Origin of the sequence: Embleya sp. NPDC020886 (assembly GCF_044333915.1) — a bacterium.
Classification (GTDB): Bacteria; Actinomycetota; Actinomycetes; order Streptomycetales; family Streptomycetaceae; genus Embleya.
In genome coordinates this window covers 261,889-277,784 of the sequence record NZ_JBIRRX010000004.1, presented here as the reverse complement: position 1 = coordinate 277,784, position 15,896 = coordinate 261,889, and the positions used below count along the sequence as shown (strand labels likewise).

Below are 15,896 nucleotides of genomic sequence, written 5' to 3'. Positions count from 1 at the left end.
CCGACAGCGCGTGGCTCGCGCCGGGGACGATCGGCCTCCAGTGTCCATGGCGGGATACCCCCCGCGCTACCAGGAATCGACAAGGTCACAGAGCGTTCACCTGCATGGGTGGCACCACGTGGCCGGGTGGTGACGGTGCGCACCGATCCGCCCGGGCGTCTAGGGTGCGCCCATGACGCGCTCTGTGCAGCCCGCGGAACACGCCCCCCACGAGACCCCGCACGCCCCCGCCGCCGCCCGCGGCGACACGGTCGACGTGCTGTTCGGCCGCTCCGTCCCGGACCCCTATCGGGCACTGGAGGACCCTGACGCGCCGGACACCCGCGCCTGGGCCGCGGCGCAGGACGAGTGGTTCCACGCCCATGTGGACCATCTGGCCGGACGCGATCGGCTGCGGGCGCGGCTGTCCGAGTTGCTCGCCACCGGCCTGATCGGGCTGCCCTGTTGGCGCGGCGACCGACACTTCCTGATCCGCCGCGACCCCGAGCACGAGCACGCGGTGTTGTTCGTGGTCGAGCCGGACGGGACCGAGCGCGCGCTGGTGGATCCGATCGCGATCGACCCGACCGGCACCACCACGCTGGACCAGTGGACGCCCTCGGACGAGGGTGATCGGCTCGCCTACCTGCTCTCCACCGGCGGCGACGAGGAGTCCCGCCTGTACGTGCTCGACGTGCGTACCGGCGAGCACGTCGAGGGCCCGATCGATCGGATGCGCGACACCTCGATCGCCTGGCTTCCCGGCGGCGACGCGTGCTACCTGGTGCGCCGACTCCCGCCGGAGGCGGTGCCCGCGGGCGAGGAACAACATCACCGCCGGGTCTACCTGCACCGGATCGGCGCCGATCCCGCCACGGACGTCGAGGTGTTCGGCGCGGGCAGCGAACCGGCCACCTACTTCGGCGTCGGCGTCAGCCGGGACGGCAACTGGCTCACCGTGTCCGCGTCCGCGGGCACCGCGCCGCGCAACGACCTGTGGCTGGCCGACCTGCGCACGGGTGCGCCGGAACGGCCGCGGTTGCGCCCGGTGGTGGTGGGCCGCGACGCGCTCACCGGCCTGCGGGTGGGCCGGGACGGGCGGCTGTACGTGTTCACCGACCTGGACGCGCCGCGCGGTCGGCTGTGCGTGGCCGACCCGGCGGCGCCGGGCCCCGAGGGCTGGCGGGACCTGGTACCCGAGGAGCCGGACGCGGTGCTCACCGGATACGCGATCCTGGACGGCCCGCACGCGCCGCGGCCGACGCTGCTGCTCGCCCGGACCCGGCACGCGGTGGGCGAGCTGACGGCGTGCGACCTGGCCACCGGCGAGGTGTTGGCCCGGCCGAAGACGCCCGGCGGCTCGCCCGGTTCGATCGGCGGACTGGCCGAGCACCCCGAGGGCGGCCACGAGGCGTGGTTCGGCTGGTCGGACTACACCGCGCCGTCGGCCGTACTGCGCTACGACGCGCGCACCGGCGCGATCGAGACCTGGGCCGGCGCGCCCGGCAACGCACGACTGCCGCGGGTGCACGTGCGCCAGGAGTCCTACCGCTCGGCGGACGGCACCACCGTCCGGATGTTCGTGATCGCGCCGACCGCCGAGCCGGACCGACCCCGGCCCGCCGTGTTGTACGGCTACGGCGGCTTCGGCATCGCGCTCGGCCCCGCCTACTCCGCGGGTGTACTCGCGTGGGTGGAGGCGGGCGGCGTGTACGCGATCGCCAATCTGCGCGGCGGCTCGGAAGAAGGCGAGGAGTGGCATCGCGCGGGCATGCGTGGGCACAAGCAACGCGTGTTCGAGGATTTCCACGCCGCCGCGGAGCATCTGATCGCCCGGGGTTGGAGCACGTCCGAGCGGCTGGCCGCGTCCGGCGGTTCCAACGGTGGGCTGCTCGTGGGCGCCGCGCTCACCCAGCGGCCGCAGTTGTACGCGGCGGTGGCCTGCTCGATGCCGCTCCTGGACATGGTCCGCTACGAGCGGTTCGGGCTGGGCCGGTTGTGGTCCGACGAGTACGGCAGCGCGGAGACGGCCGAGGAACTGGACTGGCTGCTGGGCTACTCGCCCTATCACCACGTACGGGCGGGCGTGGCCTACCCGGCGGTGCTGTTCACCGTGTTCGACGGCGACAGCCGGGTGGACCCGCTGCACGCGCGCAAGATGTGCGCGGCCCTCCAGGACGCGACCACGAGCAGCCGCCCGGTGTTGTTGCGCGCCGAGGCCGAGGTCGGCCACGCGGCCCGCTCGGTCTCGCGCACCGTCGAACTCACCGTGGACACGCTGTCCTTCCTGGCCGATCGGACCGGCCTGGACCTCGACACGCTCGGCACACTCGACGGCACGCCCGGCACGCCCGGCACCCCCGGCGCGCTCGGCGCGGCGACCGGCCGGGACGGCGAAGGTGGGGATCGGTGACCTAGCGGTGATCAGCGACACAGCAGCAACCAGTGACATAGCGGCAATCAGTGACAAAAGGAATGAACAAGAGGTATCGCACGAGGCTTTCCACCCGCGTGACTACTGTGGGAAGCCGATCCCCCGTCGCCGGGGGAGGTTCCTCCGCTCGCCGTCCGAAAGGTCCAGTACGTGTCCGCGCCCGTCCCCGGAATCCTGCTGTCGTTCGACGTCGCCAAGAGCGACGGCAAGGTGTCGTCCTGGTTCGACCGACACGGCGAGTCCCTGGTGGTGACGCCGATCCGGATCCTGGTGATCATCCTGGTCGCGCTCATCCTGCGCGCGGTGACCCGGAAACTGATCACCCAATTGGTCGGCCGGATGGCCAACAGCGGTACGGACAGCAGCGGGCGGCCGGTGACCGGCTTCCTGCTCAACGCCGAACGGCGCCGGCAGCGCGCCGAGACGGTCGGTTCGGTGCTGCGCAGCACCGCGTCGTTCGTGATCCTGGGCATCGCCGGACTGATGGTGCTCGGCGAGTTCAAGGTCAACCTCGCGCCGCTGCTGGCCAGCGCGGGTATCGCCGGCATCGCGCTGGGCTTCGGCGCGCGCAACCTGGTCACCGACTTCCTGTCCGGGATGTTCATGATCCTGGAGGACCAGTACGGCGTGGGCGACCTGGTCGACGCGGGCGCCGCGACCGGCACGGTGGTCGAGGTGGGCCTGCGGATCACCAAGCTGCGCGATGTGGACGGCACCGTCTGGTACATCCGCAACGGGGAGATCAAGCGGATCGGCAACAAGAGCCAGGGCTGGGGCACCGCCAAGGTGGACGTCCAGGTCGGCTACCACGAGGACGTGGACAAGGTGCGCGCGGTGATCTCCTCGACCGCCGAGGCGCTGGCCGAGGTCGAGCCGTGGAACGAGCGCATGTGGGGTTCGGCGACCGTGGTCGGGATGGAATCGGTGACCCCGGACGCGGTCGTGCTCCAGGTGCAGATCAAGACCATGCCCGGTCAGGAGCTGCCGGTGGCGCGCGAGCTGCGCGGCCGGCTCAAGCGGGCGTTCGACGACGCGGGCATCCGGATCAGCGAGCCGGTCGCGAGCGCGGCGGGGCCGGCGAGCGACGACGGCCCCGCGCCCGCCCCGGCCGAGCCCGCGCCGGTCCCGGTGTCCCCGCCGCCGGCCCCACCGACACCGCAGGCGCCCGGGGCGCCGGGAGCCTGAGCCCCGCCCCGGGGCGGAGACCGAACGGGTCACCGTCGGGCGCGCCCTCGCGGGATTCGGGCCGGCCGTCGCCGAGACTGGGTCGGGTGGACTCTCCCCTGTGTCTGGTCACCGGCGCCACCGGCTATCTCGGCGGCCGGCTCGTGCCCGAACTGCTCGCGGCCGGTTATCGGGTGCGCTGTATGGCCCGCACCCCGGACAAGCTGCGCGACCACCCGTGGGCGGACCGGGTGGAGATCGTCCGGGCCGACGCCCTCGACCCCGCCGAGGTCCGCCGCGCCCTCGACGGCGTGCAGATCGCCTACTACCTGATCCACGCGCTCGGCAGCGGCCCGCGCTTCGCCGACACCGATCGCGAGACCGCGCGCACCTTCGCCGCCGCGGCCGAGGAGGCGGGCGTCGGCCGGCTGGTCTACCTCGGCGGTCTGGGCCCGGCCGCCGGTTCCGCCGCCCGGGACTCCTCGCCGCACCTGCGTTCGCGCGCCGAGGTCGGCGAGATCCTGCTCGGCTGCGCGGTGCCCACCGCGGTGTTGCGCGCCGCGGTGATCATCGGCTCGGGGTCCGCCTCCTTCGAGATGTTGCGCTACCTGACCGAGCGGCTGCCGGTGATGGTCACGCCGCGCTGGGTCACCTCGCGCATCCAGCCGATCGCGGTCCGGGACGTGCTCCACTACCTGGTGGGTTGTGCCGCGCTGCCCCCGGAGGTGGACCGCGCCTTCGACATCGGCGGCCCGGACGTGCTCACCTACGAGCGGATGATGCAGCGCTACGCGGCGGTCGCGGGCCTGCGCCGGCGCCGGGTGTTGCCCGTGCCGATGCTCACCCCGTCGTTGTCCAGCCACTGGGTGGGCCTGATCACTCCCGTGCCCGGCGGCCTGGCCCGACCGTTGGTGGAGTCGCTGCGCAGCGAGGTGATCTGCCACGAGCACGACATCGCGCGCTGGATCCCGGACCCGCCGGACGGCCTGACCGGATTCGATCGTGCACTCGAACTGGCCCTCAAGCGCATCCGCGACGCGGACGTGGCCACCCGCTGGTCCTCGGCGGCCCTGCCCGGCGCCCCGAGCGATCCGCTGCCCACCGACCCGGACTGGTCCGGCGGCTCGTTGTACGAGGACGTGCGCGAGGCGGAGCCGGCCGCGAGCCCGGCGGCGGTGTGGCGGGTGATCGAGGGCATCGGCGGCGACAGCGGCTGGCACTCGTGGTCGCTGGCCTGGGCGGTGCGCGGTGCCCTGGACCGGATCGTGGGCGGGGTCGGGCTGCGTCGCGGGCGCCGGGACCCGCACCGCCTGCGGGTCGGCGACTCGCTCGACTTCTGGCGGGTCGAGGAGGTGGTGCCCGGCGAGCTGCTCCGGCTGCGCGCGGAGATGCGGCTGCCGGGCCTGGCCTGGCTGGAGTTCACCGTCTCCGCCGCCGACGGGCACACGTGCTACCGCCAGCGTGCGCTGTTCCATCCCCGGGGGCTGCTCGGGCACGCGTACTGGTGGGCGGTGTTCCCCTTCCACGGCATCGTCTTCGGCGGCATGCGCCGGGGCATCACCCGAGCCGCCGAGGAATCGGGCTGATCGGTCCCGATCCGTTGGGCCGCCCGGACCGATCGGACCGAGCATCCCCGGGTCGGCGGGCCGTCTGGGAGGATGGGACGGTGACCGAGATGCGAGAGCCGGAACCGAGTCTCTACGAAGCCGTGGGCGGCGAGGAGACGTTCGTCAAGCTCGTGCACCGCTTCTACCAGGGCGTGCGCGAGGATCCCCTGCTGCGCCCGATGTATCCGGAGGAGGACTTCGCCGGTGCCGAGGATCGCCTGCGGATGTTCCTGGTGCAGTACTGGGGCGGCCCGCGCACCTACAGCGAGCAGCGTGGACACCCTCGGCTGCGGATGCGGCACGCGCCGTTCGCGGTGACCGAGGAGGCTCGGGACGCGTGGCTGCGGCACATGCGCGCGGCGGTCGACGACATCGCGTTGCCCGCCGAGCAGGAGAACACCCTGTGGGACTACCTGGTCTACGCGGCGCAGTCGATGGTGAACCGACTCGACTGACCCGGCAACAGCCGCCTCCGCGCTCCGACGGAGGCGGCCGGGCCCGGTCGGTGGCACCCGGGCCGCACCGAGTGTCGACGGACCCGACCGGGTGGTGGTCGAGCACACCGACCGGGTCAGCGTGTGAAGAGCAGGCCGGGGGCGTCGGGGCGACGGACCGAGACCGAGCCGTAGCGGGCTTCCAGGCGTAGCCAGGGCCCGACGGTCAGCACCTCGACCCGGGCCTCGGGGTCCGGTGGACCCAGGAACCCGAAGGACTGGGCGGCGTGTGCGGCGCGCAGCGGGAGCCGGCCGGGCAGCGGTCGGGTCCAGATGTCGGCCGCGATCCGGTCGAACTCCGCGCGTGGCATCCCGGGTTCGGTGCGGGACCGGAACTCGGCCACGCCGGCCGCCACTTCGCGGCCCAGGTCGAGCACGGCCAGCTCGGCGACCCGTTCCCAGCCGGTGCGCGGCGGCAACATGCCGGCCCACCCCGGACCGGTCACCGACGCCGGCAGCCGCACGCTCGCGTCGTCCGCGATCGCGTCCAGGAGCTGCCCGGCGGACACCGTCGCGTCCACGGTCGCGGGCTCCGCCAACTCGCTGGTCCGCAGCGTGATCACACCCGACGCGGCCTCCCCGAACGGCGGGTGGCCGAACGTACCGAGCACCGATCCATCGGCGCGCACGCGTACCACCGCACGGCGGTCGTAGCGCAGCAGTCGGGTCAGGTAGCCGCCCAGGTCCGTGCCGGCGGCCGCATCGAGTCGCAACACGCTCATGGCCGGACCGGCCGCCCCGCCGGCTCGTCCCGGGGTTCGACGAAGCGCTCCAGATAGGCCCGTTCGTCCCCGGTCAGCCGCCGGGGGCGCTGCTCGTCGAGCGAATACGGCACCAGTACGGACAACGCCGTCGCGTACACCTGCTCGTCGTCCTTGATCTCGTAGGCCAGCGTGAACCGGGCGGCACCGATGTGGGTCACCCAGGTCTCCACCCGCACCGGCTCGGCGCGCCACACCATCGGGCGCTTGTAGTCGATCTCGTGCCGGGCGATCACCACGCCCTCGGAGAGCGTCTTGGCCCCCTCGCGCTGCCCGAGGGTGAACATCATGTCCACGCGCGCCTCCTCCAGGTAGCGGAGGTACTGCACATTGTTGATGTGCCGGTAGGCGTCCATGTCGGACCACCGAAGCGTCGCCTGGTAGATGTGCCTGGCCACGTGCCAGTCCTCTTCTCTGTTTTCCGGTCGTTCCCCGCCGAGGCGACCCGGGTGCCGCCGGGTGATGCCGGTGGCCTGCCGTATGCGGACATACGACAGGCCACCGGTCGCGCCGTACCGACCGCTCGGGTCAGTTGCGCTTGAGCTTCTTGTACGTCGCGCGGTGCGGCCGGGCCGCGTCCGCGCCCAGGCGCTCGACCTTGTTCTTCTCGTACGACTCGAAGTTGCCCTCGAACCAGAACCACTTCGACTCGCCCTCGTAGGCGAGGATGTGCGTGGTCACCCGGTCCAGGAACCAGCGGTCGTGCGAGACGACCACGGCGCAGCCCGGGAACTCCAGGAGCGCGTTCTCCAGGCTGGACAGGGTCTCGACGTCGAGGTCGTTGGTCGGTTCGTCGAGCAGCAGCAGGTTGCCGCCCTGCTTGAGCGTCAGCGCCAGGTTGAGGCGGTTGCGCTCACCGCCGGACAACACGCCGGTCGGCTTCTGCTGGTCCGGACCCTTGAACCCGAACGCGCTGACGTAGGCCCGCGAGGGCACCTCGACGTTGCCGACCTTGATGTAGTCCAGGCCGTCGGAGACGACCTCCCACAGGTTCTTCTTCGGGTCCAGGCCGCCACGCGACTGGTCGACGTAGGAGACCTTGACCGTCTCGCCGACCTTGATGTTGCCCGCGTCCGGCGTCTCGGCGTCGATCAGCATCTTGAACAGCGTGGTCTTGCCCGCGCCGTTGGGACCGATGATGCCGACGATGCCGTTGCGCGGCAGCGTGAAGGACAGGTTGTCGATCAGCAGCTTCTCGTCGAAGCCCTTGCTGAGGTGGTCCACCTCCACCACGACGTTGCCCAGGCGCGGACCCGGCGGAATCTGGATCTCCTCGAAGTCCAGCTTCCGCATCTTGTCCGCCTCGGCGGCCATCTCCTCGTAGCGGGCCAGTCGCGCCTTGCTCTTGACCTGGCGGCCCTTCGCGTTGGAGCGGACCCATTCGAGTTCGTCCTTGAGGCGCTTCTGCCGCTTGGCGTCCTTTTGCCCTTCGACCTTGAGGCGGGTGGCCTTGGTGTCGAGGTAGGTGGAGTAGTTGCCCTCGTAGGGGTGCAGTCGACCGCGGTCGACCTCACAGATCCACTGGGCGACGTTGTTCAGGAAGTACCGGTCGTGGGTGACCGCGACGACGGTGCCGGCGTACTTCTCCAGGTGCTGCTCCAGCCACTGCACGCTCTCCGCGTCGAGGTGGTTGGTCGGCTCGTCCAGGAGGAGCAGGTCGGGCGCCTCCAGGAGCAGCTTGCACAGCGCCACGCGGCGCTTCTCGCCACCGGAGAGGTTCACGATGGGCCAGTCGCCGGGCGGGCAGCCCAGCGCGTCCATCGCCTGTTCGAGCTGCGAGTCGAGCTCCCAGGCGTTGGCGTGGTCGAGCTGGTCCTGCAGCTCGCCCATCTCGGCCATCAGCTCGTCGGTGTAGTTGGTCGCCATCTCCTCGGCGATGGCGTTGAACCGGTCCAGCTTGCCCTTGATCTCCTTGACGCCGTCCTCGACGTTTTCCAGGACGGTCTTGGACTCGTCCAGCGGAGGCTCCTGGAGCAGGATGCCGACGGTGTAGCCGGGGGACAGAAACGCGTCGCCGTTGGACGGCTGCTCCAGCCCGGCCATGATCTTCAGAACGGTCGACTTACCCGCGCCGTTCGGGCCGACGACGCCGATCTTGGCTCCCGGCAGGAAGCTGAGCGTCACGTCGTCGAGGATCACCTTGTCGCCGTGCGCTTTACGCGCCTTGCGCATGGTGTAGATGTACTCAGCCATGCGTCCAAGCCTATGGTCTGGCGACCAGTGCCCGTGCATGGGTGCCCGGAGGGCGCGGGATTGTCCGGCTGCGTGTACCCGGCGGGCCGTACCGGGAGTGTGGCCCCGGGTCGTCTCGGCCGGCCGGCGGCCCGCTCGTCCTCGAACGCCGGACGGGCTCGGCGGACCGGCCGAGGGCACGGGGCCGGACGATGACGTCGGGCCCCGGCGCGCTCGGTGCGCGCCGGGGCCCGGCTGTCATCGTGGTTCGAGCGGTGTTGCCTGGATCAGGCAGCGGCGCCGTTCGAGCCGTTGTTGCGGCGGCGCATGTAGAACACCAGGCCGCCACCCGCGAGCAGGAGCGCACCGGCGCCGCCCAGGATCGCGGGGGTGTTGTTGCTCTCGCTGCCGGTCTTGGCCAGCTCGGGGCCCTTCGGGTTCACCGGGGCCACGGTCTCGCCGGTGGTCCCACCCGAGGTGCCGCCGGTCACGCCTTCGGTGGCACCGGCCGTCTTGCAGTCGAGCGTGCCGGTGAACTCCTTGGCGGTCTTGCCGTCGGGGCCCACGATGGTGATCTTGTACGCCTGGTCCTCGGCGACCTTGACCACCTGGTCGACCGACTTGCCGGCCGCGACGGTGGTTTCCTTGCCGTCGAGCTTGAACTTGTACGACTCGTCGCCGTTGTTCTTGACGGTGACCTTGACGCCGCCGTCGACGCAGTCCTTGGTGGCGTTGATCTCCGGGAGCGGGCCCTTGCCGGGGTTGCCCCACTTGGCGATCGCCTTGTCGGAGGTCTGCACCTTCTGCTTGTCCGCGACGATCAGCAGCTGGCTGGTCGACCCGTCCTTGTTGACGCCCTGGAAGACCCGACCCGCCTGCACGGTCGACTCGCCGGAGACCTCGAAGGCCTGGCTGCCTTCCTTGGTGGCGTTGGCGGCGTTGACGTAGAGCTTGTCGCCGTTGCCGACCTTGTCGACCGCCTTGCCGTTCGCGTCCACCAGGGTGGCCTTGGCGTCGGCGTCACCGGCGAGCAGCTTGGCGTTGATCGACTTGCCCTCGGCGTTGGTCTTGACCTCGAACGGGCCGATGCCGGGCTTGTCGCTGATCTTGCCGGCCTTCTCGCCCGGGGTCACCGAGAGCGAGACGGGGGGCTCGGTGACGTCGCCCTTGTTGGCGTCGCCGACCAGGTACTTGTAGAGCTTGACGACATCGCCGTCGTTCTTGTTGCTCTCGTCCAGGTTCTGGCCGTCGGTGAAGTGCCAGATGGCGGCCTGCGTGGCGGCGGCGGCCTCACCCTCGGTCAGCTCCGGGGCGGCGACCGCCTTGCGGACGCCCTCCAGGTTCACCGTCGGGAAGGAGTTCAGCAGCACCCACTTGACCTTGGCCTTGTCGGCCTGCTTGCCGAAGGAGGTCTCCTTCCAGCCCGACTCGTCGTACGTCGCCTCGCTGCGCACGAGGGTGTGGAAGTCGATGCAGTAGGTGCGCAGGATCTTGCCGTCGACCTCGAGCTTCAGGATCGAGGCGCGCTGCGAGTCCTTCTTGCCCTGCAGGAAGATGTTCGCACCGACATCGCCGCCCTTGTAGACGCCCTTGGCGCCTTCCGCACTGGCCGCACCCGCGAAACCGATCACGCCGGCCGCCGCCAAGCCGCCGGCGATGACCATGGCCGACAAGCGGGTGGCCGTCCGTCCCGGTGTACGGAACATGTGGTGGTCCCCTCAAAAATGTAAGCCGACTCGCGCGCGGCGCATGGTCCCCCGAGCGGGGCGCGAGTAAAGAACCGTTGAATGGTATGAGCAGCCGGGCCATCTCTCGCGACCCGGGGTACGCATTTGTTTCACGTTCTTTACCTCGGGAGAACATCCACGCCGAGGACATCAATTCGGATATCGCGAAGTCGACAAGTCTTCGACGGATATAACCGCTTATAGGGTATGTCAAGCCGCATAGGTGCCGATCGGGTCGATCCTGCTCACTATTGATTTTTCGAGGTGCAAAACAGCTCGAATCGGTCCTTCCATGAGCAATGCCTCGGCTCGGGCGCTATTCGCCTCCACGATCCGACCCTTTCCGACCTCCTGCCCCCTCGGCTGAGCGACATGCGCCGATTGGTCCGATAGTGCCGCATCGCTCCGTCTTCGATGTCGTCACAATTCTGTTTCAGATTCGTCCCGGAAACCGACTTGAATTACCTCCGGTATCGCCAATGAATGGCTTTCCCGAACATGCGATCAGCCGTCGCGGCAATTCACGCGGCCTCCTCTTCACCGATGGATCCGAGGTCGGAGTCGATCGCGAGGGTGCTCTGTTCGGCCATCGATGCCACCGCGCCGGCGTCCGCGACCACCGACAGCCGCGCCGATCGACCCACCCGACGAAACTCCGCGATCCCCCGCGCCAGGTCGTGTCCCACCGAGGACGCGTCGATCTCGGTGACGGTCCACCACTTCCCCTCCCGCTCCCACTCGCGCACCCGCAACCGGCCGGTCACCACGAGCGGGTCACCCTTGTCGATCGAGCTCGTCACGTTCTCCGCGAGCCCCCGGAAGCACACGACCGAGTAGAAGGAGGCATCTCCCGAGACCCACGTGCCGCTCTCGCGGTCGAAGCGCCTGGGCGACACCGCCATCCGAAATCGCGCCAGCGGGACGCCGGACTGGGTCACCTGGATCCGGACATCGCTCGCGGCGTTGCCGATCACCGTCACGTACGTGTCCACGCTTGCCTCCGTGTGTCACCGGCGTGCCCCGCAACATCGCCGTACGCCTTCGACGATCCGACATCCGGTGATCGACCGGGACGGGCGTCCGCAGGCTGTGGACAACTCGGCCCCTGTGCATCACGCGCGGTCACCGACGTGGGTGACACCCCGGCGGCCCGTCACTCACGTGGGTGACGCCCCGGTCACATCCCCCGACCGCGCCCCCTCACCCACACCCTCCGGCCGCATCGGCTCCCGAGCCGCCAGGAAACACCCGTGCGCCTCCCGATACCGCGCCGCCTCCGCCTCGGCCGGCCCCACCAGCAACCGATCCGCCGTCGCCGCCACCCGCGACCGCAGCACCGCCGCCACCTCCGCCGTCCGCCGCGCCGCGGCCACCCGCGCCGCCCGCCGCCCGAGCCACACCCCCACCGTCAGCACGACCAGCCCCGCGATCACCACCCACCACGGCACGGACAGCCCGAACCAACGCCCCACCGGCACCCCCGTCCAGGCCGACCCGGCCCCCGCCAACCCGACCGGCACCGCGACCACCCCGACCCACTGCACGCCCACCGCCGCCCGGGCGCCCGCCGTCGGCGCGGCGGCCTTCGGCACGGCCTCCGCCGGCACCGCGTCCACCTCGGCCGGCAACCCCCGCAGCCCCTGGGCCAACACCCGATGCAGCCCGCCCGCCCACGGCGCCGGCAATCCCCGCGTCAGCCGCGTCCCCGCCCGCCGGATCGCCTGCTCGGCCCGATGCACCTGCACCGGCTCGGGCCGCACCGCGGGCCGGCGCACCCGGCGTCCGGACAGCGGCCCGCGCGGCGTCCGCAGCCCCGCTCCCGCCGCCGTCGCGACCACCGCCACCCCGGCCGCGTCGCACAGCCCGTCCACCAGCGCGTCACGGTCCTCGGCGGTGAACGCGTCCGCCCCGGGCCCCTCGCCGGCGAACCACGGCTCCAGGCGTTCGGTCAGCGCGTCCAGGTCCGCGCCCAGCCGGGTCACCGACGCCTCGCCGGATCCGGCTGCGGCCAGCACCACACGGCGCAACTCGGCGATCCCGAGCCCGGTCTCCGACGACGTCGCGAGCACCCGCACCTCGGCGAGGCCGTCCGCCGCCAGCAACATCCGCACATCGGTCAGGCACGCCGCCAGGTCGCCGGGCGGCAACCGGTCCGCGTGGTTGAGCACGACCGTCATGGTGTGGCCGTGATGCCGCAACGGCCGCAGATAGCGGTCGTGCACGATCGCGTCCGCGTACTTCTGCGGATCCAACACCCACACGATGTGGTCCGCGACCGCCACCACCGCGTCCACCTCCGACCGGTGCGCGAGGTCGAGCGAGTCGTGGTCGGGCAGATCGAGCAGGACCAGACCGGCGGGCATCCCGCCGCCCCGGCGCGCGTCCAACGATCCGTGCCGGGCCACCCGGCGCACCGGTTCGATCCCGAGCAGGTCCAGCAGCGGCGCGGCACCCTCGGGGTCCCACGCGCACGCCAGGGTGGTCCGCGTGGTCGGCCGCCGGACACCGGTGTCCGCCAACCGCAGTCCGGTGAGCACGTTGAACAACGACGACTTGCCGCCGCCGGTGGCCCCCGCGAGCGCGACCACGGTGTGCCGGCCGGCGGTGCCCATCCGGGTCTCGGCGTGGCCGAGCAGGTCCTCGATCAGGGCGAGATCGGCGCTCGGCAGCCGATCCCGGCCCAGCACCGCGACGCGATCGAGCGCGGTCAACCGCGCCATCAGCCGCCCGGCCTCCTCGGTCCCATTGGCGTACCGGGCCCGACGCACGGCGAACCGATCGACCTCCTGCCCCCCGGCGCTCACCCGCTCCTCCGCACCAGGTCGAGTGCCTCGATCAAGGCGGCCTCGGCCCGCGCGGGCGGCGCGCTCGTCGTCGCCACCAGGAGCGCCCGCTCGCCGTCGAGCGCCGCCGCGACCACGCCGCGCAGTCCCCGGTGCACGTCCAGGATCAGCCGCGCGGCCGGCTCGGAGCCGATCCGGGTACCGAGCCGACCGGCCGCCTCCCGACCGATGCCGGGCCCCAGCGCGATACCGCCCACCGCCGCGATCAGCGCGAGCGGCTCGGCCGGGCCCGGCCAGGCGGGCGGCGCCGGTGCCGGTCGGCCCGCCCCGCTCGCCGACCGGGGCAGGCAGCCCGCCGCCCGCTCGGCACCGCGCGCGAAGGCGTCCGCCACCAGCGCGTCCAGGTTCTCCCGGACCGCCCGCGCGGCCCCCGAGGCGTCCCCGTCGTACCAACGTCCCGTCGCCGCCCCGCGCAACAACGACCCGTCGTCGATCGCCCCGAGCGCCCACCGCGACGTCGCCGCATAGGCCCGGTCCACGCAGTCCCGCACCCGATCGACCGCCTCGTACTGTCGGGCCGCCGCCTGCGCGAGCGGCGGCACCCGCCGGTCCAGGCTGTGCAACAACCCGCCGACGGTGCGCCGGACCACCGCGGCCCGCGCGTCCGGATCGGCGCCACGCTCGGCGAGCCAGGTGCGAATGGGCACCACGTTGCGCTCGGGCAGCCCGGCCCCGGGCCGGGTCTCCACGATCGGATACAGCGGCACGTCGCCCAACCCCGCCTGCCGCAACAACCGCACCAGGTCGGACCGGACCTCGTCGAGTTCCTCCGCCGGCACCCGGTCCAGCACGATCGCCAGCCGCGTGTCGCGCTCCCGGGCCAGCCGGAGCAGATGCCACGGCGCGGCGTCCGCGTACCGCGACGCGGTGGTGACGAAGATCCACAGGTCGGCGGCGCCGAGCAGGCGCACCGCCACCCGCCGGTTGTCCGCCGAGACCGAGTCGATGTCCGGTACGTCGAGCAACGCCATCCCGGGCGGCACCCGCTCGTCCAACCGCAGTTCGATGCCCGCCTCGTCGGCGAACCAGTGCCGATCCCCCGAGCGGCACACCAGGACCGGTACGCGCGTGGTCGGCCGCAGCGGCCCGGCCGGCGTGACCTCGCGCCCGACCAACGCGTTCACCAGGGTGGACCGCCCCGCGCCGGTGGACCCGCCGACCACCGCCAGCAGCGGCGCGCGCGGCACCGCCAGGCGCGGCAGCAGGTAGTCGCCGAGTTGGTCGATCAACTCGCGGCGGGCCAGCCGCGCCTGCACGGCGCCGGGCAGGTCCAGCGGGAAGCACGTCGCCACGACCTGGTCCCGCAGGCCGGCGAGGGCTGCGGACAGGGTGTCGCTTCCCATGATCACCACGGGCGACCAGTGCCCGAATTGTCCGCATTCCCAACGCGCGACGACCGTTACAGCACGACGGTCACTCCGTCGGCGGAGGAGCGCTGCGCCGCCTCGATCGTCTCCAGTACGGTCACCGCCTCCTCGATCGCCACGGGCGGCGCACCCTCGCCACGTACCGCCCGCGCGAACGCGGCGTAGTAGTCCTGGTAGGCGCCCGGTTCGGTCCGCACCGGGGCGGTCTCACCGGGCGTACCCAGCACTCCCCACGCCGCCGGCGGCTCGGTCCCCCATCCGGGCACACCGACCTCGGCGCCGGCGCGCAGCAGTTCCTCCTGCGGGTCCATCCCGAACTTCACATACGACGCCGTCGACCCCAGCACCCGAAAACGCGGCCCGAGGTCGGCCGCCGTCGCACTCATCCACAGATGCGACCGCACGCCCCCCGGGTGGGTCAGGGCGACGAAGGTGTCGTCGTCCACCAGCGCCCCGGGCCGCCGGGCGGCCGACTCGGCGTACACGTGCGTGGGTCGCCCGAACAGCGTGACCGCCTGATCGATCAGGTGGGTCCCGAGGTCGTACAGGATCCCGCCCAGCTCCGCCGGATCGGCCTGCTCCTTCCACACCGAGGTGCGCACCTGTGGACGCCAACGCTCGAACCGCGACTCGAACCGGTGCACCTCGCCCAGTCGCCCCTCCTCGACCAGCCGCCGCACGGTCCGGAAGTCACCGTCGAAGCGCCGGTTCTGGTAGACGCCCAACAATCGTCCGTGGCGCGTCGCCGTCGCGGCCAGCTCCCGCCCCTCGGCCGCGGTCCCGGCGAACGGCTTGTCCACCACCACGTGCAGCCCGGCCGCCAACGCCCGGGTGGCCAGCGGGACGTGGAAGCGGTTCGGCACGGTGATCACCACGAGGTCGAAGTCACCCGCGCGAGCGAACATCTCCTCGGTCGTCCCGATCACCTCGGCCTGCGGATGCCGCTCGCGCACCTGCGCCGCGCGCTCCGGATTCCCGGTCACCACGGCAACCAGCTCCAGGCCCTCCACGGCCTCGACGACCGGCGCGTGGAAGGCCGAGCCCCCCACGCCGTAGCCGACAAGTACAGTCCTGGTGGGACCCACTGCGCCTCCCTCTGTCCGTTTCGGCCCTTCTCTGATCACATTCTGGCCGCCAACTGCGTCTGATCAGGTAACGGTGACCATCGGAACGCCGGTGAGGCATGCACACGGCCCTATTCTGTTGTGCCGCGACCGGATCCGGTGCAAGATCCTGATTCGCCCACGCCCTCGTAGCTCAGTGGACAGAGCAGGCGCCTTCTAAGCGCTTGGTCGCAGGTTCGAGTCCTGCCGGGGGCACCGCCACGCCGCCGTCCGCCGCCCGCACC

At 71.8% G+C, this 15,896-nt stretch carries 12 protein-coding genes and 1 tRNA gene; 5 read left to right on the top strand and 8 right to left on the bottom strand.

The genetic code is table 11. From position 1 onward, the window contains the following. Nucleotides 1–172 precede the first annotated feature (172 nt). From ACH4U8_RS16290 to ACH4U8_RS16275, 4 genes are all read left to right on the top strand, one after another. Entirely contained in the window at nucleotides 173–2,392 is a 2,220-nt protein-coding gene (locus tag ACH4U8_RS16290; RefSeq protein WP_395778460.1) for a prolyl oligopeptidase family protein, read from the top strand. Between the two features lie 171 nt (nucleotides 2,393–2,563). Further along, nucleotides 2,564–3,598, top strand: coding sequence for a mechanosensitive ion channel family protein (locus ACH4U8_RS16285; RefSeq protein ID WP_360304419.1), 1,035 nt, complete (start codon nucleotides 2,564–2,566; stop codon nucleotides 3,596–3,598). Between the two features lie 86 nt (nucleotides 3,599–3,684). Then, a complete protein-coding gene (locus ACH4U8_RS16280; protein ID WP_360304417.1) occupies nucleotides 3,685–5,163 on the top strand; it encodes an SDR family oxidoreductase in 1,479 nt (492 codons plus the stop codon). 89 nt (nucleotides 5,164–5,252) lie between these two features. Beyond that, the gene (locus ACH4U8_RS16275) at nucleotides 5,253–5,639 is read left to right on the top strand and encodes a globin (RefSeq protein WP_395778890.1); all 387 of its coding nucleotides are present in this window, start codon (nucleotides 5,253–5,255) and stop codon (nucleotides 5,637–5,639) included. 116 nt (nucleotides 5,640–5,755) lie between these two features. On the opposite strand, the gene ACH4U8_RS16270 is transcribed toward ACH4U8_RS16275, so the two are convergent. From ACH4U8_RS16270 to ACH4U8_RS16235, 8 genes are all read right to left on the bottom strand, one after another. Beyond that, a complete protein-coding gene (locus ACH4U8_RS16270) occupies nucleotides 5,756–6,400 on the bottom strand; it encodes a hypothetical protein (protein ID WP_360304415.1) in 645 nt (214 codons plus the stop codon). Then, on the bottom strand, nucleotides 6,397–6,837 hold the full coding sequence (locus ACH4U8_RS16265) for a thioesterase family protein (RefSeq protein WP_360304413.1): 441 nt from the start codon (nucleotides 6,835–6,837) through the stop codon (nucleotides 6,397–6,399). Before ACH4U8_RS16265 ends, ACH4U8_RS16270 begins: the two co-directional genes overlap by 4 nt. A 130-nt stretch (nucleotides 6,838–6,967) precedes the next feature. Then, nucleotides 6,968–8,632 (bottom strand): energy-dependent translational throttle protein EttA, encoded by a 1,665-nt coding sequence (ettA, locus tag ACH4U8_RS16260; RefSeq protein ID WP_360304411.1) that lies wholly within the window; start codon nucleotides 8,630–8,632, stop codon nucleotides 6,968–6,970. Between the two features lie 266 nt (nucleotides 8,633–8,898). Then, nucleotides 8,899–10,317 (bottom strand): thioester domain-containing protein, encoded by a 1,419-nt coding sequence (locus ACH4U8_RS16255; protein WP_395778458.1) that lies wholly within the window; start codon nucleotides 10,315–10,317, stop codon nucleotides 8,899–8,901. Between the two features lie 542 nt (nucleotides 10,318–10,859). Then, nucleotides 10,860–11,330: a single-stranded DNA-binding protein gene (locus ACH4U8_RS16250; protein ID WP_360304407.1), complete on the bottom strand. Its 471-nt coding sequence runs from the start codon at nucleotides 11,328–11,330 to the stop codon at nucleotides 10,860–10,862. A 165-nt stretch (nucleotides 11,331–11,495) separates the two neighbouring features. Further along, on the bottom strand, nucleotides 11,496–13,142 hold the full coding sequence (locus ACH4U8_RS16245) for a GTPase (RefSeq protein ID WP_395778456.1): 1,647 nt from the start codon (nucleotides 13,140–13,142) through the stop codon (nucleotides 11,496–11,498). Continuing rightward, nucleotides 13,139–14,524 (bottom strand): GTPase, encoded by a 1,386-nt coding sequence (locus tag ACH4U8_RS16240; RefSeq protein ID WP_395778454.1) that lies wholly within the window; start codon nucleotides 14,522–14,524, stop codon nucleotides 13,139–13,141. The genes ACH4U8_RS16245 and ACH4U8_RS16240 overlap by 4 nt, the downstream gene beginning before the upstream one ends. 56 nt (nucleotides 14,525–14,580) lie before the next feature. Beyond that, complete coding sequence (locus tag ACH4U8_RS16235; protein ID WP_360304401.1) at nucleotides 14,581–15,633, bottom strand: Gfo/Idh/MocA family oxidoreductase; 1,053 nt, start codon at nucleotides 15,631–15,633, stop codon at nucleotides 14,581–14,583. A 161-nt stretch (nucleotides 15,634–15,794) separates the two neighbouring features. Here ACH4U8_RS16235 and ACH4U8_RS16230 point away from each other — a divergent pair. Beyond that, a tRNA-Arg gene (locus ACH4U8_RS16230) sits at nucleotides 15,795–15,867 on the top strand. Nucleotides 15,868–15,896: the final 29 nt, after the last annotated feature.